The sequence below is a fragment of the Actibacterium pelagium genome, from assembly GCF_002285415.1.
Classification (GTDB): Bacteria; Pseudomonadota; Alphaproteobacteria; order Rhodobacterales; family Rhodobacteraceae; genus Actibacterium_B; species Actibacterium_B pelagium.
On record NZ_NSBU01000007.1, the window covers coordinates 1,154,332 to 1,169,577 of the forward strand.

A 15,246-nucleotide genomic window follows, 5' to 3' on the forward strand; every position below is an offset into this window, starting at 1 on the left:
CAGGCAGGCGAGGCTCAAATGGTAAACAATCCATATTCAATCTGTGTCTTTTGCGGCTCACGCGACGGGGGCAAACCAGCTTACGCCGAAGCCGCCGAACAATTTGGCAGTGCAATCGCGCATAAAGGCTGGCGTTTGGTCTATGGCGCAGGCGATGTGGGCCTGATGGGGCGCATCGCCCGAGCGGCCCAAGGATCTAGCGCGCAGACATTCGGGGTGATCCCGATCCACCTTTTCGAACGCGAAGTCGGCAAGCGCGACCTGTCCACATTCGTCATCACAGAAAACATGCATGAACGTAAAAAGGTCATGTATATGAACTCTGATGCAATCGTGGTCATGCCCGGCGGCGCAGGCACATTGGACGAGTTCTTCGAAATCCTGACCTGGCGCCAGCTTGCGTTGCACAACAAACCTATTGTGTTGCTGAACATCGAGGGGTTCTGGGATCCCCTGCTGTCTCTGATCAACCATGTCATCGCTGAAGGCTTCGCCGAACAAGACATCCGTGACTTTATTCAAGTTGCAGACGATGTCCCGGCGCTTGTTGACCTTCTGTCCAAGGCCAGCACCTAAGCGCCCCCTAAGCCACAGGCACCAAACCACCGAAAGAAATGGCCGCCCCGAAGGGCGGCCACAATTTGATAGCGATGCGCTGACGCTTATGCGTTCGACAGACGCTCTGCTACGTTTTCCCAGTTCACCAGGTTGTCCAGGAAGTTGGTCAAGTAGGCCGGACGCTTGTTGCGGAAGTCGATGTAGTACGAGTGCTCCCACACGTCGCAACCCAGAAGCGCGGTCTGGTCAAAGCACAGCGGGTTCACGCCGTTCTCGGTCTTGGTGACCTTCAGGCCGCCGCCGGTGTCTTTCACCAGCCAGCACCAGCCAGAACCGAACTGGCCTGCGCCCGCGGCAGAGAATTCTTCTTTGAACTTGTCGACCGAGCCAAAGCTTTCGGTGATCGCGGCAACCAGCTCACCCGGCATGTCTTTGCCGCCCGGGCCCATCATTTCCCAGAACTGCATGTGGTTCCAGTGCTGCGAAGCGTTGTTGAAGATGCCGTTCTGCGCAACTGCGCCAGCGGCATAGGTGCCCTTGACGATGTCTTCCAGCGACTTGCCTTCCCACTCGGTGCCGGCGATCAGCTTGTTGCCATTGTCGACATAGGCCTTGTGGTGCAGGTCGTGGTGATACTCCAGCGTTTCCTTGGACATGCCAAGATCAGCCAGCGCGTCATGAGCGTACGGAAGATCGGGAAGTTCAAAAGCCATTGGGGCCCCCTGTTCGAAAATCAGTGATGGCAAATACCTGAGCCGCAGACCCCAAAAGGTCAAGACCCAGCACAACTTTTCATCTCTTTGGCGACTGTTTCTGTAAGCATTGGCCTTTCCAGCCCTTATTTCTCACGCAATTCTTACCTCGCAAGCTGGGATGCGGTGCTTTGACCCTTTTCGCACACCCCTAACCGGGTTAGATCATCCGGGATGTTACGGAAGGACTTGGCATGGTTTTTTGGCTGACTGCCATCGGAGGTGTGCTCCTTGTTGCTGCGGGAATGGTCGTGGCTCTTTTGCGCAAACAGGACGACGCAACCGTCGCTCCTATGGATTCCGACCTTCAGGTCTATCGCGACCAGCTGAAAGAGGTCGAGCGCGACATCGCACGTGGTGTTCTGTCCGAAGAAGACGGTGCGCGCGTTCGGGTCGAGGTGTCGCGTCGCATTCTGGATGCCGACAAAGCCATCCAGTCGGCCACGGCGGCACCCGGTGCCCCCAAGGGTCTGACTTACGGTGCATTGGCATTTACGTTGGCGGTTCTGGTCGGTGGAAGTCTGTGGATCTACACAAAGATCGGCCAGCCCAACTACCCGGATCTTCCGCTTCATAAACGCATCGAGACGGCTGAAGAAGTGCGCAAGACGCGGCCGGATCAAGCCGCGGCAGAGGCACGCATCCCTCCTCAGCCAGAAATCACCAATGAAATCTCGCCGATGGTCGCCCAATTGCGCGAAGTCGTGAAAGAGCGCCCCGACGACCTTCAGGGGTTCACTCTTCTGGCCGGGGCCGAGGCATCGCTTGGCAACTTCGCCGCCGCCTACAAAGCGCAGGAACAGGTCATCCGTCTGAAAGGGGCCGGGGCGACCGCCCAAGATCACACAATGATGGCCGAAACCATGATCCTTGCCGCTGCCGGATATGTCTCTCCGCAGGCAGAGGATGCGCTGAACCGCGCATTGCAGATTGACCCCAAACAGCCGACGGCTCGGTTCTATGCCGGCTTGATGTTCCAGCAGGTCGGGCGTCCCGATCTGGCCTTCCGCCTGTGGCGCGATCTTCTGGCCGAAGGCCCCGAGGACGCCCCGTGGATTGCCCCCATCCGGGCAGATATCGAGCAGCTGGCAGCATGGGCCGGTGTCGAATACACGCCCCCTGCCCCCACAACACGCGGACCAAGCGCCTCTGACATGGCCGCAGCAGCGGAAATGTCGCCAGAGGATCGCCGCGAGATGATCCAAGGCATGGTCGACGGCCTCGCCGAACGCTTGGGGACCGAAGGCGGCACGCCAGCCGAATGGGCGCAGTTGATCAACGCTCTGGGCCAGTTGGGTCAGACACAGCGGGCCGCCGCGATCTGGGCCGAGGCCCAAGAGGTCTTTGCTGCCACCCCTGAAGCAGTGGAAACCATCCGCCGCGCTGCACAACGGGTTGGCGTCGCCGAATGAGCATCCACGAAGAGATTGAAGAGTTTGCCGGGGCTTTGGCGCCGATGCAGGCGCTCATGGGGCTGGACCTTGGCACCAAAACCATTGGCGTGGCTGTCAGCGACACGTTCTTGTCTGTGGCGACCCCTTTGGAAACGGTTAAGCGCAAGAAATTCTCGACTGACGCAGCCCGTTTGCTTGAGATCATCAAGGAACGCAGTGTCGCTGGCATCGTGCTGGGCCTGCCCCGCAATATGGACGGGACCGAAGGCCCACGCTGTCAGTCTACCAGAGCTTTCGCCCGCAACCTGTCGCAACTGACCGACTTGCCGATTGGTTTCTGGGACGAACGGCTTTCGACCGTTGCCGCAGAACGCGCCTTGCTAGAGGCCGATACCTCGCGCGCGAAACGTGCCGAGGTTATTGACCATGTCGCCGCGGGCTACATCCTTCAGGGGGTGTTGGACCGGCTGAAGTTCCTGAAAGGCTGATATGAGCGACGACATCTGGAAACGCGACGAAATCCAAAGCCCCTGCGTGCAGATCTGCGTGATCCACCCAGAGGCCCGAATCTGCACCGGCTGCTTTCGTAGCATCGAAGAGATCACCAAGTGGTCAAAGCTGACCAACGAAACCCGCGCATCCATCATGGACGAACTGCCCTCTCGCGAACCGCTGTTGAAAAAGCGGCGCGGTGGGCGTCAAGCTCGACTAGATCGCCGCTAGGCTTTTAGAAAAACGTCTGTCGCAGCATGTTCAGCGCAACCAGCGTGATGAACAGGGCAAACACCCGCTTCAGCGGTTTGGGGTTCATGGAATGCGCCAATTCTGCGCCCAAAGGTGCGGTTAGCAAGGTCATCGCAATGATAATCCCGAAAGCCGGCAGGTTGATCGCCCCAATGGTCAAAGGCGGTCGGACCTCTGCGGGAATTGGTACCAGCAGGAACGCAATGGCCGAGGGCAAGGCGATCAGCAATCCGAAACCGGCGGCCGTTGCCACGGCCCGATGAATCGGTCGCCCAAACAGACTGAGTGTTGGGACCGCGAACGACCCTCCGCCGACACCCATCAGGACCGACATGTAGCCGATGAAGGTCGACCAGAAGGCGCGCAACGCGCCACCCGGCATGGACTCACCCAGACGCCATTCGGATTTTCCGAACGCCATGTAGAGGCCGATCAGGATACCGAAAAACCCGAAAATGCCTTGCAGGACAGTCGACTTCAGCTGCGCTGCGGTCAACACACCCAGAACCGCTCCGATCACGACACCGGGAGCCCATTTCTTCAGGATGTCCCAATCCACGGCACCCTTCTTATTATGACTCATCACCGACCGGATTGAAGTCACGACAATTGTCGCCAAGGAGGTTGCCAGACAAATCTGCATGACATGGTCGCCGCCGTAGCCAAGCACCGTAAACGTGTAGAAGAACGCGGGGACCAGCACGATCCCACCGCCCACTCCTAACAGGCCAGCCACAACGCCAGCCAAAGCGCCGATGGCCAAAAGCAGGGCAAGCAGGGGTAGGTATTGTACTATCTCGGTCATCAGAGCCTCGTGAACTTTCGGCGCAGATAAACATCCTTCGCCGAAAAGCACCAGAGGCTTAGGCCGCCTGCGCTGTCTCGACCGCCTCAAGCGCGGCCAGCACGACATCCGTGCCCGCGCCGGGCTTATGCGCCTGTTCCGACAGGGTCCGTCGCCACTGACGCGCACCGGGTCGGCCCGAGAAGAGCCCAAGCATGTGCCGGGAAATATTGCCCAGCTTCCCGCCCTCGGTTAGGTGCCGCTCAATATAGGGCAGCATGGCGCGGACAGTGTCTTCCGCCGTTGTGGCGCCCTCGGCCCCGTAAATCACGCGATCCGCTGAAAGCAGAATGTCGGAAGGCGTGTGGTACGCCGAACGCCCGATCATCACGCCATCCAGCCCCTGATCCAGAAAGGACCTGGCCTGTTCCAGACTTTCGATCCCACCGTTGATCGAAATATGCAGATGCGGGAAGGCCTGTTTCATACGCAGCACCAGATCATAATCCAGCGGCGGGATATCGCGGTTCTCTTTCGGGCTTAGGCCCTGCAACCACGCCTTACGCGCATGAATGGTGATCCGTTTGACGCCCGCCGCGCTGACCTTTTCGATGAAATCAGGCAGCACGACCTCGGGGTCCTGATCGTCCACACCAATCCGGCATTTCACGGTGACCTCGACGCTAGACGCTTCGGCCATGGCTGCCACACAGTCGGCAACCAGTTCCGGCTGCTTCATCAGAACCGCACCGAAAGTCCCCGACTGCACCCGATCTGAGGGGCAGCCGACGTTCAGGTTGACCTCGTCGTAACCAGCATCGTTGCAATGCCGTGTCGCCTCTGCCAACTCTTTGGGGTCAGACCCACCAAGCTGAACCGCCACGGGATGTTCTTCTGCATTGAATTCGAGCAGGTGCAGCGCCCCACCCCGAACCAATGCAGGCGCGGTCACCATTTCGGTGTAAAGCAACGTCTCGCGCGACATCAGCCGGTGCAGATACCTGCAATGGCGATCCGTCCAATCCATCATCGGCGCCACGCTAAGCCGCGCGGCCCGGTTCAGATCAGGTCCTGTGATATTTGCCGATTGCGTCACGATAGGTCTGCACCGTCTTACTTAAGTGGATACCTGACAGGAAATAGGTCCTGCCCGGCGTTGCGGACAGGCCTTTAGCATTGTTTTTGACCAATAGGCCAGACCAGCGGGACACCAGCTGTGCCAATGCGCACCATTGCCCTGTGCATTCTGGTCTACATTGGCGCGCTGACTTCTCTACATTAGGCCTACCCGCCAAGGTGAAAGGACTGCACGGATGAGCTGGAACCCAACTCAGAACCCCGAATACCCCACTGCCAGTGCAGATGCGCTAGAGACCCTGATCATCCCGCGCGCCCGCGATATCGGCGGGTTCGAGGTACGTCGCGCCCTGCCCAGCCCCAAGCGGCAGATGGTTGGCCCCTTCATCTTTTTCGATCAGGTGGGTCCGGCAGAGTTCATCACCGAAGGCGGAATCGACGTGCGCCCCCACCCGCATATCGGGTTGGGCACAGTGACCTACCTGTATCAAGGAGAGTTCGAGCACCGCGACAGCCTTGGCACGCGGCAGATGATCTATCCCGGAGAGGTCAACTGGATGGTCGCCGGACGCGGTGTGACCCATTCTGAACGGACCAGCGAGGAAACCCGCCACACCAGACATAAACTCTTTGGTGTCCAGACATGGATCGCCCTGCCAGAAGACTGCGAGGACATGGCCCCTGACTTCGAGCATCACAAGAATGCCGCCCTGCCAGAGATCAAAGATGGGGGCGCACATGCCAAGCTGATCCTCGGCTCTGCCTATGGCGAGACCAGCCCAGTTACCATGCAGTCCGAGACCTTCTATGCCGACGTGATCCTGCAACCCGGTGCCTCTTTCCCCTTGCCCGATAATCACGAGGATCGCGGCATCTATGTGATGGAAGGCACGATCGACGTCGCCGGGGACGTGTTCGAGGCTGGGCGCATGATGGTGTTCCGTCCGGGCGATTCCATCAGCGCACGCGCAGGTGACCGCGGTGCCCGACTTATGGTGCTTGGCGGTGCCACGATGAACGAAGGCCGGTACATCTGGTGGAACTTCGTCTCATCCGATCGCGACAAGATCGAAGCCGCCAAAGAGGCGTGGAAAGCCGAAGACTGGGAAAACGGCCAATTCCGCCTGCCCCCGGATGACGCAGGCGATCACATTCCGATCACACCAGAGATGGAGCGGCTTTTCCCGAAAAAGAAATAGGCTCGATCAGGCGTTGAACAGGAAGTGCAGGACGTCACCGTCCTTCACCACATAGCTCTTGCCCTCGGCGCGCATCTTGCCGGCTTCTTTTGCACCCTGTTCACCGTCGTTGGCGACATAGTCGTCATAGGCGATGGTTTCAGCGCGGATGAAGCCGCGTTCAAAATCGCCGTGGATGACGCCAGCGGCCTGAGGGGCCAGCGCGCCGATCGGGATGGTCCAGGCACGGGCCTCTTTCGGGCCGACGGTGAAATAGGTTTGCAGACCCAAAAGCTCGTGACCTGCCCGGATCAGTCGATCAAGACCAGCTTCTTCCAGCCCCAACTCGCCAAGGAACATCTCGGCTTCTTCGGGCTCTAGCTGGCTGATTTCTTCTTCGATCTTGGCAGAGATTACGACGGCTGCTGCGCCCTGCTCTGCCGCCATCTTGGCGACCGCGTCGGAATGCGCATTGCCGGTGGCGGCTTCATCCTCGTCCACGTTGCAGACATACAGGATCGGCTTGGTGGTCAGCAGTTGCAGCATGTCCCACGCTTTTTTGTCTTCGTCGTCAACCTCGACGGCGCGGGCAGGTTTACCGTCTTCCAAAGCGGCCAAGGCGGTCTTCAAAAGACGTTCCTGCTGAACCGCTTCCTTGTCGCCACCGCGCACCTTGCGAACGATGTTCTGCAGGCGCTTCTCGATCGACTCCATGTCGGCGATCATCAGTTCGGTTTCGATGGTCTCGGCGTCTTCGACCGGGTTCACGCGACCATCAACATGGGTCACGTCATCATCTTCGAAACAGCGCAGGACGTGGGCGATCGCGTCGCATTCGCGAATGTTGGCAAGGAACTGGTTGCCAAGGCCTTCGCCCTTCGACGCGCCTTTCACCAGACCGGCAATATCCACGAAGGTCATGCGCGAGGGGATGATCTGCTTCGACTGCGCAATCCCGGCCAGCGTGTCCAGACGCGGATCAGGAACGGCGACGTCGCCGACATTCGGCTCGATCGTACAGAACGGGAAATTCGCCGCCTGTGCGGCTGCGGTTTTGGTCAGCGCGTTGAACAAGGTCGATTTACCGACATTCGGAAGACCGACGATACCTGTTTTAAAACCCATTTTGCGCTCCTATCTGGCTTGCGATGCTCTTAGTCGCAGTGGCCGGGATGCACAAGACAATGCATGCCGCGACGGCGCGCAAATGTGCTAGGCTTGGGCCAGTTTTCAACCAAATGAGTTTCCCATGCCCGTTCCCTATATTCACTTTGACACCGATTGCCGCGAGGCGATGACGTTTTACCAAGCCGTTTTTGGCGGCGAGCTGGAAATCATGGGCTACGACCAGATGCCCGACGCCCCGACCGAAATGGCGCAGTCGTCGAACGTCATGCACGCCACCCTGACCACCGATAAAGGGCCGCTTTTTGCCTCTGACGCTTTTCCCGGCACGTCTAACGCACCGCAGGCTTCTGTATCGATCTCGTGGGATGTCGCCGACGCAGCCGAGGGCAAGGCCCTGTTCGAAAAGCTGATGTCCGAGGGTGGCGAAATCGTAATGCCCTTTGAAGCGACGTTCTTCGCCTCTGGCTTTGGCATGGGCAAGGACCGGTTCGGCACCCATTGGATGATCATGACCGGCGCAGAGGCCGAATAAGCACAGACCCCCTTGCTCTTACGGGCTGTCTCTGGCACTTCCTTTCCTGATCGCAAAGGATGACCAAGATGACCCGTATCGACGCCAAATTCGCCGCTCTGAAAGCTGAAGGTAAGAAAGCCTTCGTGGCCTATGTGATGGCGGGTGATCCCGATTACGACACCTCGCTGGAGGTTGTGAAAGGTCTGCCGGGTGCGGGTGTAGACGTAATCGAACTGGGTCTGCCCTTCACCGACCCGATGGCCGACGGGCCGACCATTCAGCTGGCCGGTCAGCGTGCGCTGGAAGCGGGCCAGACGCTGGACAAGACGCTGGCGATGGCCAAGGCCTTCCGCGAGAACGACGACACCACCCCGATTGTGATGATGGGCTATTACAACCCGATCTACAGCCGTGGCGTCCCCAAGTTCCTTGAGCAAGCGAAAGAAGCGGGCATCGACGGGCTTATCGTTGTCGACCTGCCCCCCGAGGAAGACCCCGAACTGTGCATCCCCGCGCAAGCGGCAGGTCTGAACTTCATCCGCCTTGCGACACCGACAACCGATGACAAACGTCTGCCGAAGGTTCTGCAGAACACATCGGGCTTTGTGTATTATGTCTCGATCACCGGTATCACCGGCGCGGCCTCGGCTGAGGCGACGAACGTTGGCCCGGAAGTTGCGCGGATCAAGGCCTCTACCGACCTGCCGGTTATCGTTGGCTTCGGCATCAAAACCCCCGAGAACGCGCGCGACATCGCATCCGTCGCCGACGGCGCGGTTGTGGGCTCTGCCATCGTCAAGCTTATCGAAGAAGGTAAGCCGGTCGACGAGATCCTCGCCTACGTTAAATCTCTGGCCGATGGGGCGCATAGCGCCTGAAGCAATTGCACTACGCCCCTCTGATTGGTAGCAAGACCTGACCAATACGAGGGCCACATGCCAGTAATTACCTGTATCGAAGACCTGCACCGTATCTATAAGCGCCGTGTGCCAAAGATGTTCTATGACTATTGCGAAAGCGGTAGCTGGACAGAACAGACCTTCCGGGAAAACACTTCTGACTTTGACCAGATCCGACTGCGCCAGCGCGTCGCGGTCAATATGGAAAACCGTAGTACCGCCAGCCAGATGGCAGGACAGGATGTGTCCATGCCAGTTGCCTTGGCACCGGTGGGCTCCACAGGCATGCAGCACGCTGATGGAGAGATCAAAGCCGCCCGCGCGGCCGAGGCCTTTGGCGTGCCCTACACCTTGTCGACCATGTCTGTCTGCTCAATCGAGACCGTTGCCGCGGCGACCTCGAAGCCCTTCTGGTTTCAGCTTTATGTGATGCGGGACGAAGAATTTGCCGCAGCCCTTATCCAGCGAGCCAAGGACGCAAACTGTTCAGCTTTGGTCCTAACGCTGGATTTGCAGATTATTGGCCAACGCCACAAAGACCTAAAGAACGGGCTGACCACCCCGCCGAAACTAACCCTGCCCACCTTGATCGACATGGCGACGCATTGGCGGTGGGGGCTGGAAATGTTGCAGACGAAGAACCGGCAGTTCGGCAACATCGTCGGTCACGTGAAAGGTGTTGATGACATCAGCAACTTCACAAAATGGACGCGCAACCAGTACGACCCGCGACTGGATTGGGACCGGATCCGCAAGATCCGCGCCCAGTGGGACGGCCCGCTGATCCTGAAAGGCATCCTTGACGTCGAAGATGCGAAGAAAGCAGTCGAGGTCGGGGCAGATGGCATCGTCGTGTCGAACCACGGCGGGCGGCAACTGGATGGGGCTCTGTCCACGATCCGCTCTTTGACACCGATCCTTGATGCGGTCGGCGACAAGACAGAGGTTTATCTGGACAGCGGCATTCGCAAGGGTCAGGACGTCCTGAAAGCCTTGGCCATGGGGGCCAAAGGCACCTTTATCGGACGAGCCTACATCTATGGCCTAGGTGCCATGGGACAAACCGGGGTGACCACGGCACTTGAGGTGATCCAAAAAGAGCTGGACCTCAGCATGGCATTCTGCGGACGCCGGCAGGTGACCAACCTTGATCGGGATATTCTGCAAATCCCCAAAGGGTTTGAAGGGGATTGGCAGTAATGCTTGGTGCGCTGACCCTGATCTTTACCTGCCAGCTGATTGGTGAGACCACGACACGCGCACTAGACTTGCCCCTGCCCGGCCCAGTCGCGGGAATGGTCCTGCTGTTCATCTACCTGGCAGTCAGGGGCGGCATCTCGGCCGATATGTCCCGCGTGGCAGATGGGCTGCTATCGCACCTTGCCCTTCTGTTTGTTCCCGCGGGCGTCGGGGTCATGCTGCACTTCCGGCTGCTAGGCGAAGAATGGCTGCCGATCGCGGTCGCTTTGATAGCAAGCACGGCCCTGACCATCGCCGTAACGGCCTGGGTCATGCACCTGCTCACCCGCAAGTCAGGAGATCAGCCTGATGGATGAGCTTCAAGAGGTCTGGGTTTATCTGAACACCACCCCACTGCTGCACCTGACGCTGACACTACTGGCGTTTCAGGGGGCAAATTGGCTGTTTCGCAAATGCGGGCGTACGCCTTTGCTGAACCCGGTGATGGTATCGGTCGTGGTTCTTGTCGCCTTCCTGCTGATCACTGGCACCAGCTACGGTGCCTATTTTGAAGGTGCGCAGTTCGTCCACTTCCTGCTTGGCCCGGCGACCGTTTGTCTGGCCATTCCGCTGTACCGTCAGTTCGAAAAGGTGCGCAAATCCGCGCTGGCCATTATGGCAAGCCTGTTTGTGGGCAGTCTGACGGCCATTGCCTCTGCCATCGGGATCGCAATGGCTCTTGGCGCCTCTCAGGCGACTTTGTCTTCCCTTGCGCCAAAATCCGTGACGGCCCCGGTCGCCATGGGCGTGACCGAACAGCTTGGCGGGCTGCCATCGTTGACGGCGGTTCTGGTGATCCTGACCGGCATTCTGGGGGCCATGATCGGGCCTGTCCTGCTGACAAAACTGGGCATTCGCAACGAAGCCGCCCGCGGATTTGCCATCGGTACGGCCAGCCACGGGATCGGAACCGCACGCGCCCTGCAGCTTGGCGAGGTTTCTGGCGCTTTTGCCGGACTGGCCATGGGGCTGAACGCGCTGGCGACGGCAATTTTGCTACCGCTGCTCTGGGGTCTGATTTTCTAGGGGAAACCCCTTCCCTTCCTGCCAATTCCCGTGTATGTGCGCGGCTTCAACCGGGCATACACCCTTGGAGGATGCCCACTTATTTAGGAGAATAGCTATGGCTGGTCAGATTCCTGACTTCAACGCCACGGTACGGACGGGGACAGGCAAGGGGGCCGCTCGTCAAGCACGCCGTGAAGAACTTGTCCCTGGTATCGTGTATGGCGGCGGCGCAGACCCGCTTCCGATCAACGTGAAATACAACGAGCTGTTTAAAGCTCTGAAAGACGGTCGCTTCCTTTCGACCCTGTGGAACCTGAAGGTCGAAGGCCAGGACGACGTGCGCGTCATCTGCCGCGGCGTTCAGCGTGACGTGGTAAAGGACCTGCCGACCCACGTTGATTTCATGCGCCTGAACCGTACCTCGCGCATCAACCTGTTCATTCCGGTTGAGTTCATCAACGAAGACGCAGCACCCGGCATCAAGAAGGGCGGCGTACTGAACACGGTTCGTCCGGAAGTCGAACTGAAAGTTACCGCAGGCGACATCCCCGAGAAGCTGGTTGCAGACCTGACCGGTCTGAATGTTGGCGACAACATCAACATCTCGGACATCGAACTGCCCGCAGGCTCGCGCCCGATGATCACCGACCGTGACTTCGTCATCGCGAACATCGCAGCGCCGTCTGGCCTGCGTTCGTCCGAGAACGAAGAAGGTGGCGAAGCCGAAGGCGAAGAAGCCGCAGCGGAAGAGACCGCAGAATAATCTGCTCTCTTTTACCGCAAGAAAAGATGGGGCCTTCGGGCCCCATTATACTTTCTGGAAACAGACAATCTGCCCACGGCTGGCCTTGGGACAATACCCAAACCCCTGCCCCGACAAGCGATCAAAGATTTGGCGCAGCGCATCTGGATCGTACTTGTTCGGATGAAGTTCCAGGATAATCAGGCGCAGAGTATCGGGCAGAGGCGCGTGGAAGAACTCTGTTTCAGCGCCCTCTACATCCGCCAACAACACAGTCGCCAACGTTTCGGCCAGCAGGCTTCCCAGCCCATAGGCCGTCACCGTGATTTCCCGCGCCTTAGGGTTTTCCGCCGCATCCAGCGACGCGGCCCAGAAAGCGGGTGTCAGAAAAAACTGACAGGTTCCGCCGGGCACCGGACTGTCCAGAACCGCACCATTCAAAACGGTCACACCCTGCATCTGGTTTGCCTCCAGATTGGCTTTGATCACCGGGATCAACTCGGGGTTGGGCTCAACCGTCGTCACGGCCTCTGGCCCGACGATCCGCGCAGCCTGCACAGCCAAATAGCCAAGCCCCGTGCCTAGTTCTAGAACCCGGTCCTCAGCAACCAAATGGGCCTTCAGCGCGGCAGCCTCTTGCCCTTCGTACCGGCCCTCTGACAGGGCGGCCTCAATCTTGGGCGTCAGAAGAGCCTTGGGAATCTCTAGCGCAACGCCTTGCAGCTTAAAACTTAATCCTCGTGACACGGTGGAAATGCGCCCAGTAGTTCTATCTGATTTACCTATAATCCCCGTTCGCGCTAAGAACAGCAACGAGGCAATCAAAGTTTGAGGACTATTCGTTGAAACTGTTCATCGGATTGGGAAATCCGGGCGCCAAATACGCCCGTAACCGACACAATATCGGCTTCATGGCGCTTGACCGCATTGCCGAGGACCACGGCTTTTCCCCTTGGCGCAGCAAATTTCAGGGGCTATTCAGCGAGGGCCGTCTGGGCAGCGAAAAGGTGATCCTGCTCAAGCCGGAAACCTTTATGAACCGCTCGGGCCAATCGGCGGGTGAAGCGATGCGGTTCTTTAAGCTGGAACCCGAGGATCTGATCGTCTTCCATGACGAGCTTGATCTCGCCCCCGGCAAGTGCCGCTACAAACAGGGTGGCGGTCACGCGGGCCATAACGGGTTGCGGTCGATCCATGGGCACGTGGGCGAAGCCTATGGTCGCGTGCGCCTTGGCATCGGGCATCCGGGGCACAAGGACAAAGTTGCGTCTTATGTGCTGAACGACTTTCCAAAGGCCGATCAGGACTGGCTGGACGATCTGATCCGCGGCATCAGCGATGGCGCCGCAGAACTGGCGCAAGGTGACACCGGCCGCTTCATGAACGCGGTTGCGTTGCGCGTGGCCCCGCCCCGCAGTTCGACCAGCAAACCGGCCAAGACCACCAAACCGAAAGAGCCGAAACCAGAGTCCGAAGATACGCGCAGCCCGATGCAGAAACTGATGGATAAGTTCAAATGAGCTTCAAGAAAGAACCCGCCGTAAACGTTCTGGGCAGTGAATTGATGCCCTGTTCGACAAGTCCGATGACAGGATTCTTCCGCGACGGGTCCTGCAACACCTGCGCCGAAGATCAGGGCAGCCACACGGTCTGCGTCGTTCTGACCGAAGAGTTTCTGGCAATGTCGAAGTATCTGGGCAACGACCTGTCCACCCCACGGCCAGAGTTCAGGTTTCCCGGGTTGAAGGCTGGGGATCGCTGGTGCCTATGTGCCAGTCGCTTCCTTCAAGCCCACCAAGAAGGCTGCGCGCCGCGCGTCGATCTGGAATCGACCCATCAACGTGCCTTGGACGTAGTTCCTTTGGAAATCTTGGAAGCCTACAAGCTGTAGCCTAGTTGCCCTGCTTCGAAAGCAGCGTTTCATCGAACAGGTCGTCGATGAACAGGCTTAGCAGCTGTGCACGCCCGCTAACCCCTGCTTTCTTGTAAATCGCATTGGTCTGCGCCTTGACCGTCCCTTCCGAGGTCTTCCGCATCTCGGCAATCTCGGCGGTGCTGAGCCCCTTGATGGAAAACAACGCGACGTCTTTCTCGGCCTTCGTCAGGCCCCATTCGGTGAACCTGTCGGTCAACAACTCCATGAACGCGCCCGAGGCGACACGCAGTTGTTCTTCGACACGGGCGTTGTCGCGCATCATGTGTCGCAGCAGGATTGTGCCCATGACCAAGCCCAGAAGAAGCCCCAGGGCCGCCCCTATTTCAAGAAGTTCAAGGAATTGCCACGCAACCGGGGCAATGGGCAGTGCCAAGACAGAGATCAGCATATTCGCGATCAGGAAGCCGGCGCACAGCCCCTGCAGCGCAAGGATCGCAATTATTCCTGCGCTTTTACCCACGCTGCCACCTTGTCCTTAAATCAGCCGCATTGAGGCGACCAGTTCCCCGATCTGCCGCTGTCCACTTAGTCGTCGGGCTCGTCGGGTTCATCCGGCTCATCGGGCTCATCGGGTTCATCAGGCTCATCAGGTTCGTCGGACTCATCCGGCTCGTCAGGTTCGTCGGGCTCGTCATCATAGCTGTCGTCGTACTCGTCATCATCATAGCCACTGCCGTAGTCCTCGCCCGAGTCTTCCCCGTCTTCGCTACCGGAACCAGAGTTCTGATTGCCGCTGCCGCCACTTGGCGGCGAAATCAGAACTATACTGTTGCCGTCATCATCCGAAGAAACAACGCGCCAGATGTCGCGCAGCACATGTCCGGTTCTCGGGTTGAAAACCGTTTCGCGCTCTAGCTTACCGTTGTTGGAGACAACTCGGACCCTGCCCAAAAGCGTCCGGGAAAGCCGCTCAATCTCAAAGCCCTGCTTATTAAGCTGCTGGACGATCAGAGACTGCGGCGACTGCTCTTGCGCCAGCAAGGTCGCAGGAGTGCAGGTTAGGAACAGGGCTGTTAATACATTGCGCATTGGTTCAGGTCTCCGACCAGCCCAAGATACCCGGGCCAGCCAATGATGCAAATCGGCCTTCGATCAGCCTTAGACAACCGACAATCATGATCAACATTCGCAGCGAAGAATGTCGATCAGTTCCTGTCATGTATCCAAGCGGGTGTGGGTTTGGCATCAGCGCCTTACGATATCGCAACACACTTGTTGGCTCCCCCACAGCGCCACGAGCATCACTTTGCCAAAGGTTTTGGGTTTCGCCAATAAACCAAAGGAAAAGGCGCC

Annotated in this window: 20 protein-coding genes; 13 read left to right on the plus strand and 7 right to left on the minus strand. The window is 58.7% G+C overall.

Annotated features, from left to right (window positions below; genetic code table 11):
- Positions 1 to 18: 18 nt before the first annotated feature.
- Complete coding sequence (locus tag CLM58_RS14595; RefSeq protein WP_095596608.1) at positions 19 to 576, plus strand: LOG family protein; 558 nt, start codon at positions 19 to 21, stop codon at positions 574 to 576.
- 86 nt (positions 577 to 662) lie between these two features.
- Here the strand turns inward: CLM58_RS14595 and CLM58_RS14600 are convergent, their stop codons facing one another.
- Positions 663 to 1,271 carry a superoxide dismutase gene (locus CLM58_RS14600; protein ID WP_095596609.1) on the minus strand — a complete coding sequence of 203 codons (609 nt, stop codon included), beginning with the start codon at positions 1,269 to 1,271 and terminating at the stop codon, positions 663 to 665.
- Between the two features lie 233 nt (positions 1,272 to 1,504).
- On the opposite strand from CLM58_RS14600, the gene ccmI reads away from it, so the two are divergent.
- The 3 genes from ccmI to CLM58_RS14615 are packed head-to-tail and all read left to right on the plus strand — an operon-like array spanning position 1,505 to position 3,427.
- Positions 1,505 to 2,722, plus strand: coding sequence for a c-type cytochrome biogenesis protein CcmI (gene ccmI, locus CLM58_RS14605; protein WP_095596610.1), 1,218 nt, complete (start codon positions 1,505 to 1,507; stop codon positions 2,720 to 2,722).
- On the plus strand, positions 2,719 to 3,192 hold the full coding sequence (gene ruvX, locus CLM58_RS14610; protein WP_095596611.1) for a Holliday junction resolvase RuvX: 474 nt from the start codon (positions 2,719 to 2,721) through the stop codon (positions 3,190 to 3,192). The genes ccmI and ruvX overlap by 4 nt, the downstream gene beginning before the upstream one ends.
- Before the next feature lies 1 nt (position 3,193).
- Entirely contained in the window at positions 3,194 to 3,427 is a 234-nt protein-coding gene (locus CLM58_RS14615; RefSeq protein ID WP_095596612.1) for a DUF1289 domain-containing protein, read from the plus strand.
- 4 nt (positions 3,428 to 3,431) lie between these two features.
- Here CLM58_RS14615 and CLM58_RS14620 read toward each other — a convergent pair whose 3' ends face one another.
- Both CLM58_RS14620 and dusA read right to left on the minus strand, forming a co-directional pair.
- Positions 3,432 to 4,253 (minus strand): sulfite exporter TauE/SafE family protein, encoded by an 822-nt coding sequence (locus CLM58_RS14620; protein ID WP_095596613.1) that lies wholly within the window; start codon positions 4,251 to 4,253, stop codon positions 3,432 to 3,434.
- Positions 4,254 to 4,311: 58 nt separating this feature from the next.
- Entirely contained in the window at positions 4,312 to 5,328 is a 1,017-nt protein-coding gene (gene dusA / locus CLM58_RS14625) for a tRNA dihydrouridine(20/20a) synthase DusA (RefSeq protein WP_095596614.1), read from the minus strand.
- Positions 5,329 to 5,545: 217 nt separating this feature from the next.
- Here dusA and CLM58_RS14630 point away from each other — a divergent pair, with 217 nt between their 5' ends.
- On the plus strand, positions 5,546 to 6,508 hold the full coding sequence (locus tag CLM58_RS14630; RefSeq protein ID WP_095596615.1) for a pirin family protein: 963 nt from the start codon (positions 5,546 to 5,548) through the stop codon (positions 6,506 to 6,508).
- Between the two features lie 6 nt (positions 6,509 to 6,514).
- Here the strand turns inward: CLM58_RS14630 and ychF are convergent, their stop codons facing one another.
- Entirely contained in the window at positions 6,515 to 7,612 is a 1,098-nt protein-coding gene (gene ychF / locus CLM58_RS14635; RefSeq protein WP_095596616.1) for a redox-regulated ATPase YchF, read from the minus strand.
- A 124-nt stretch (positions 7,613 to 7,736) separates the two neighbouring features.
- Here ychF and CLM58_RS14640 point away from each other — a divergent pair, with 124 nt between their 5' ends.
- From CLM58_RS14640 to CLM58_RS14665, 6 genes are all read left to right on the plus strand, one after another.
- Positions 7,737 to 8,147 carry a VOC family protein gene (locus tag CLM58_RS14640; protein WP_095596617.1) on the plus strand — a complete coding sequence of 137 codons (411 nt, stop codon included), beginning with the start codon at positions 7,737 to 7,739 and terminating at the stop codon, positions 8,145 to 8,147.
- A gap of 68 nt (positions 8,148 to 8,215) precedes the next feature.
- Complete coding sequence (gene trpA, locus CLM58_RS14645) at positions 8,216 to 9,007, plus strand: tryptophan synthase subunit alpha (RefSeq protein WP_095597133.1); 792 nt, start codon at positions 8,216 to 8,218, stop codon at positions 9,005 to 9,007.
- Positions 9,008 to 9,064: 57 nt separating this feature from the next.
- Positions 9,065 to 10,228, plus strand: a complete 1,164-nt coding sequence (locus CLM58_RS14650) for an alpha-hydroxy acid oxidase (RefSeq protein ID WP_095596618.1) — start codon at positions 9,065 to 9,067, stop codon at positions 10,226 to 10,228.
- Entirely contained in the window at positions 10,228 to 10,584 is a 357-nt protein-coding gene (locus CLM58_RS14655) for a CidA/LrgA family protein (RefSeq protein WP_095596619.1), read from the plus strand. Before CLM58_RS14650 ends, CLM58_RS14655 begins: the two co-directional genes overlap by 1 nt.
- Positions 10,577 to 11,293: an LrgB family protein gene (locus CLM58_RS14660; RefSeq protein ID WP_095596620.1), complete on the plus strand. Its 717-nt coding sequence runs from the start codon at positions 10,577 to 10,579 to the stop codon at positions 11,291 to 11,293. The genes CLM58_RS14655 and CLM58_RS14660 overlap by 8 nt, the downstream gene beginning before the upstream one ends.
- 97 nt (positions 11,294 to 11,390) lie before the next feature.
- Positions 11,391 to 12,038: a 50S ribosomal protein L25/general stress protein Ctc gene (locus CLM58_RS14665; RefSeq protein ID WP_095596621.1), complete on the plus strand. Its 648-nt coding sequence runs from the start codon at positions 11,391 to 11,393 to the stop codon at positions 12,036 to 12,038.
- A gap of 45 nt (positions 12,039 to 12,083) precedes the next feature.
- On the opposite strand, the gene CLM58_RS14670 is transcribed toward CLM58_RS14665, so the two are convergent.
- Entirely contained in the window at positions 12,084 to 12,764 is a 681-nt protein-coding gene (locus CLM58_RS14670) for an FkbM family methyltransferase (RefSeq protein ID WP_158221920.1), read from the minus strand.
- A gap of 95 nt (positions 12,765 to 12,859) precedes the next feature.
- Here CLM58_RS14670 and pth point away from each other — a divergent pair, with 95 nt between their 5' ends.
- Positions 12,860 to 13,537 (plus strand): aminoacyl-tRNA hydrolase, encoded by a 678-nt coding sequence (gene pth / locus CLM58_RS14675; RefSeq protein WP_095596623.1) that lies wholly within the window; start codon positions 12,860 to 12,862, stop codon positions 13,535 to 13,537.
- On the plus strand, positions 13,534 to 13,908 hold the full coding sequence (locus CLM58_RS14680) for a DUF2237 family protein (RefSeq protein ID WP_095596624.1): 375 nt from the start codon (positions 13,534 to 13,536) through the stop codon (positions 13,906 to 13,908). The genes pth and CLM58_RS14680 overlap by 4 nt, the downstream gene beginning before the upstream one ends.
- Before the next feature lies 1 nt (position 13,909).
- Here CLM58_RS14680 and CLM58_RS14685 read toward each other — a convergent pair whose 3' ends face one another.
- Complete coding sequence (locus CLM58_RS14685) at positions 13,910 to 14,413, minus strand: helix-turn-helix transcriptional regulator (protein WP_308422184.1); 504 nt, start codon at positions 14,411 to 14,413, stop codon at positions 13,910 to 13,912.
- Between the two features lie 65 nt (positions 14,414 to 14,478).
- The gene (locus CLM58_RS17050) at positions 14,479 to 14,982 is read right to left on the minus strand and encodes a hypothetical protein (protein ID WP_143226583.1); all 504 of its coding nucleotides are present in this window, start codon (positions 14,980 to 14,982) and stop codon (positions 14,479 to 14,481) included.
- Positions 14,983 to 15,246 lie beyond the last annotated feature (264 nt).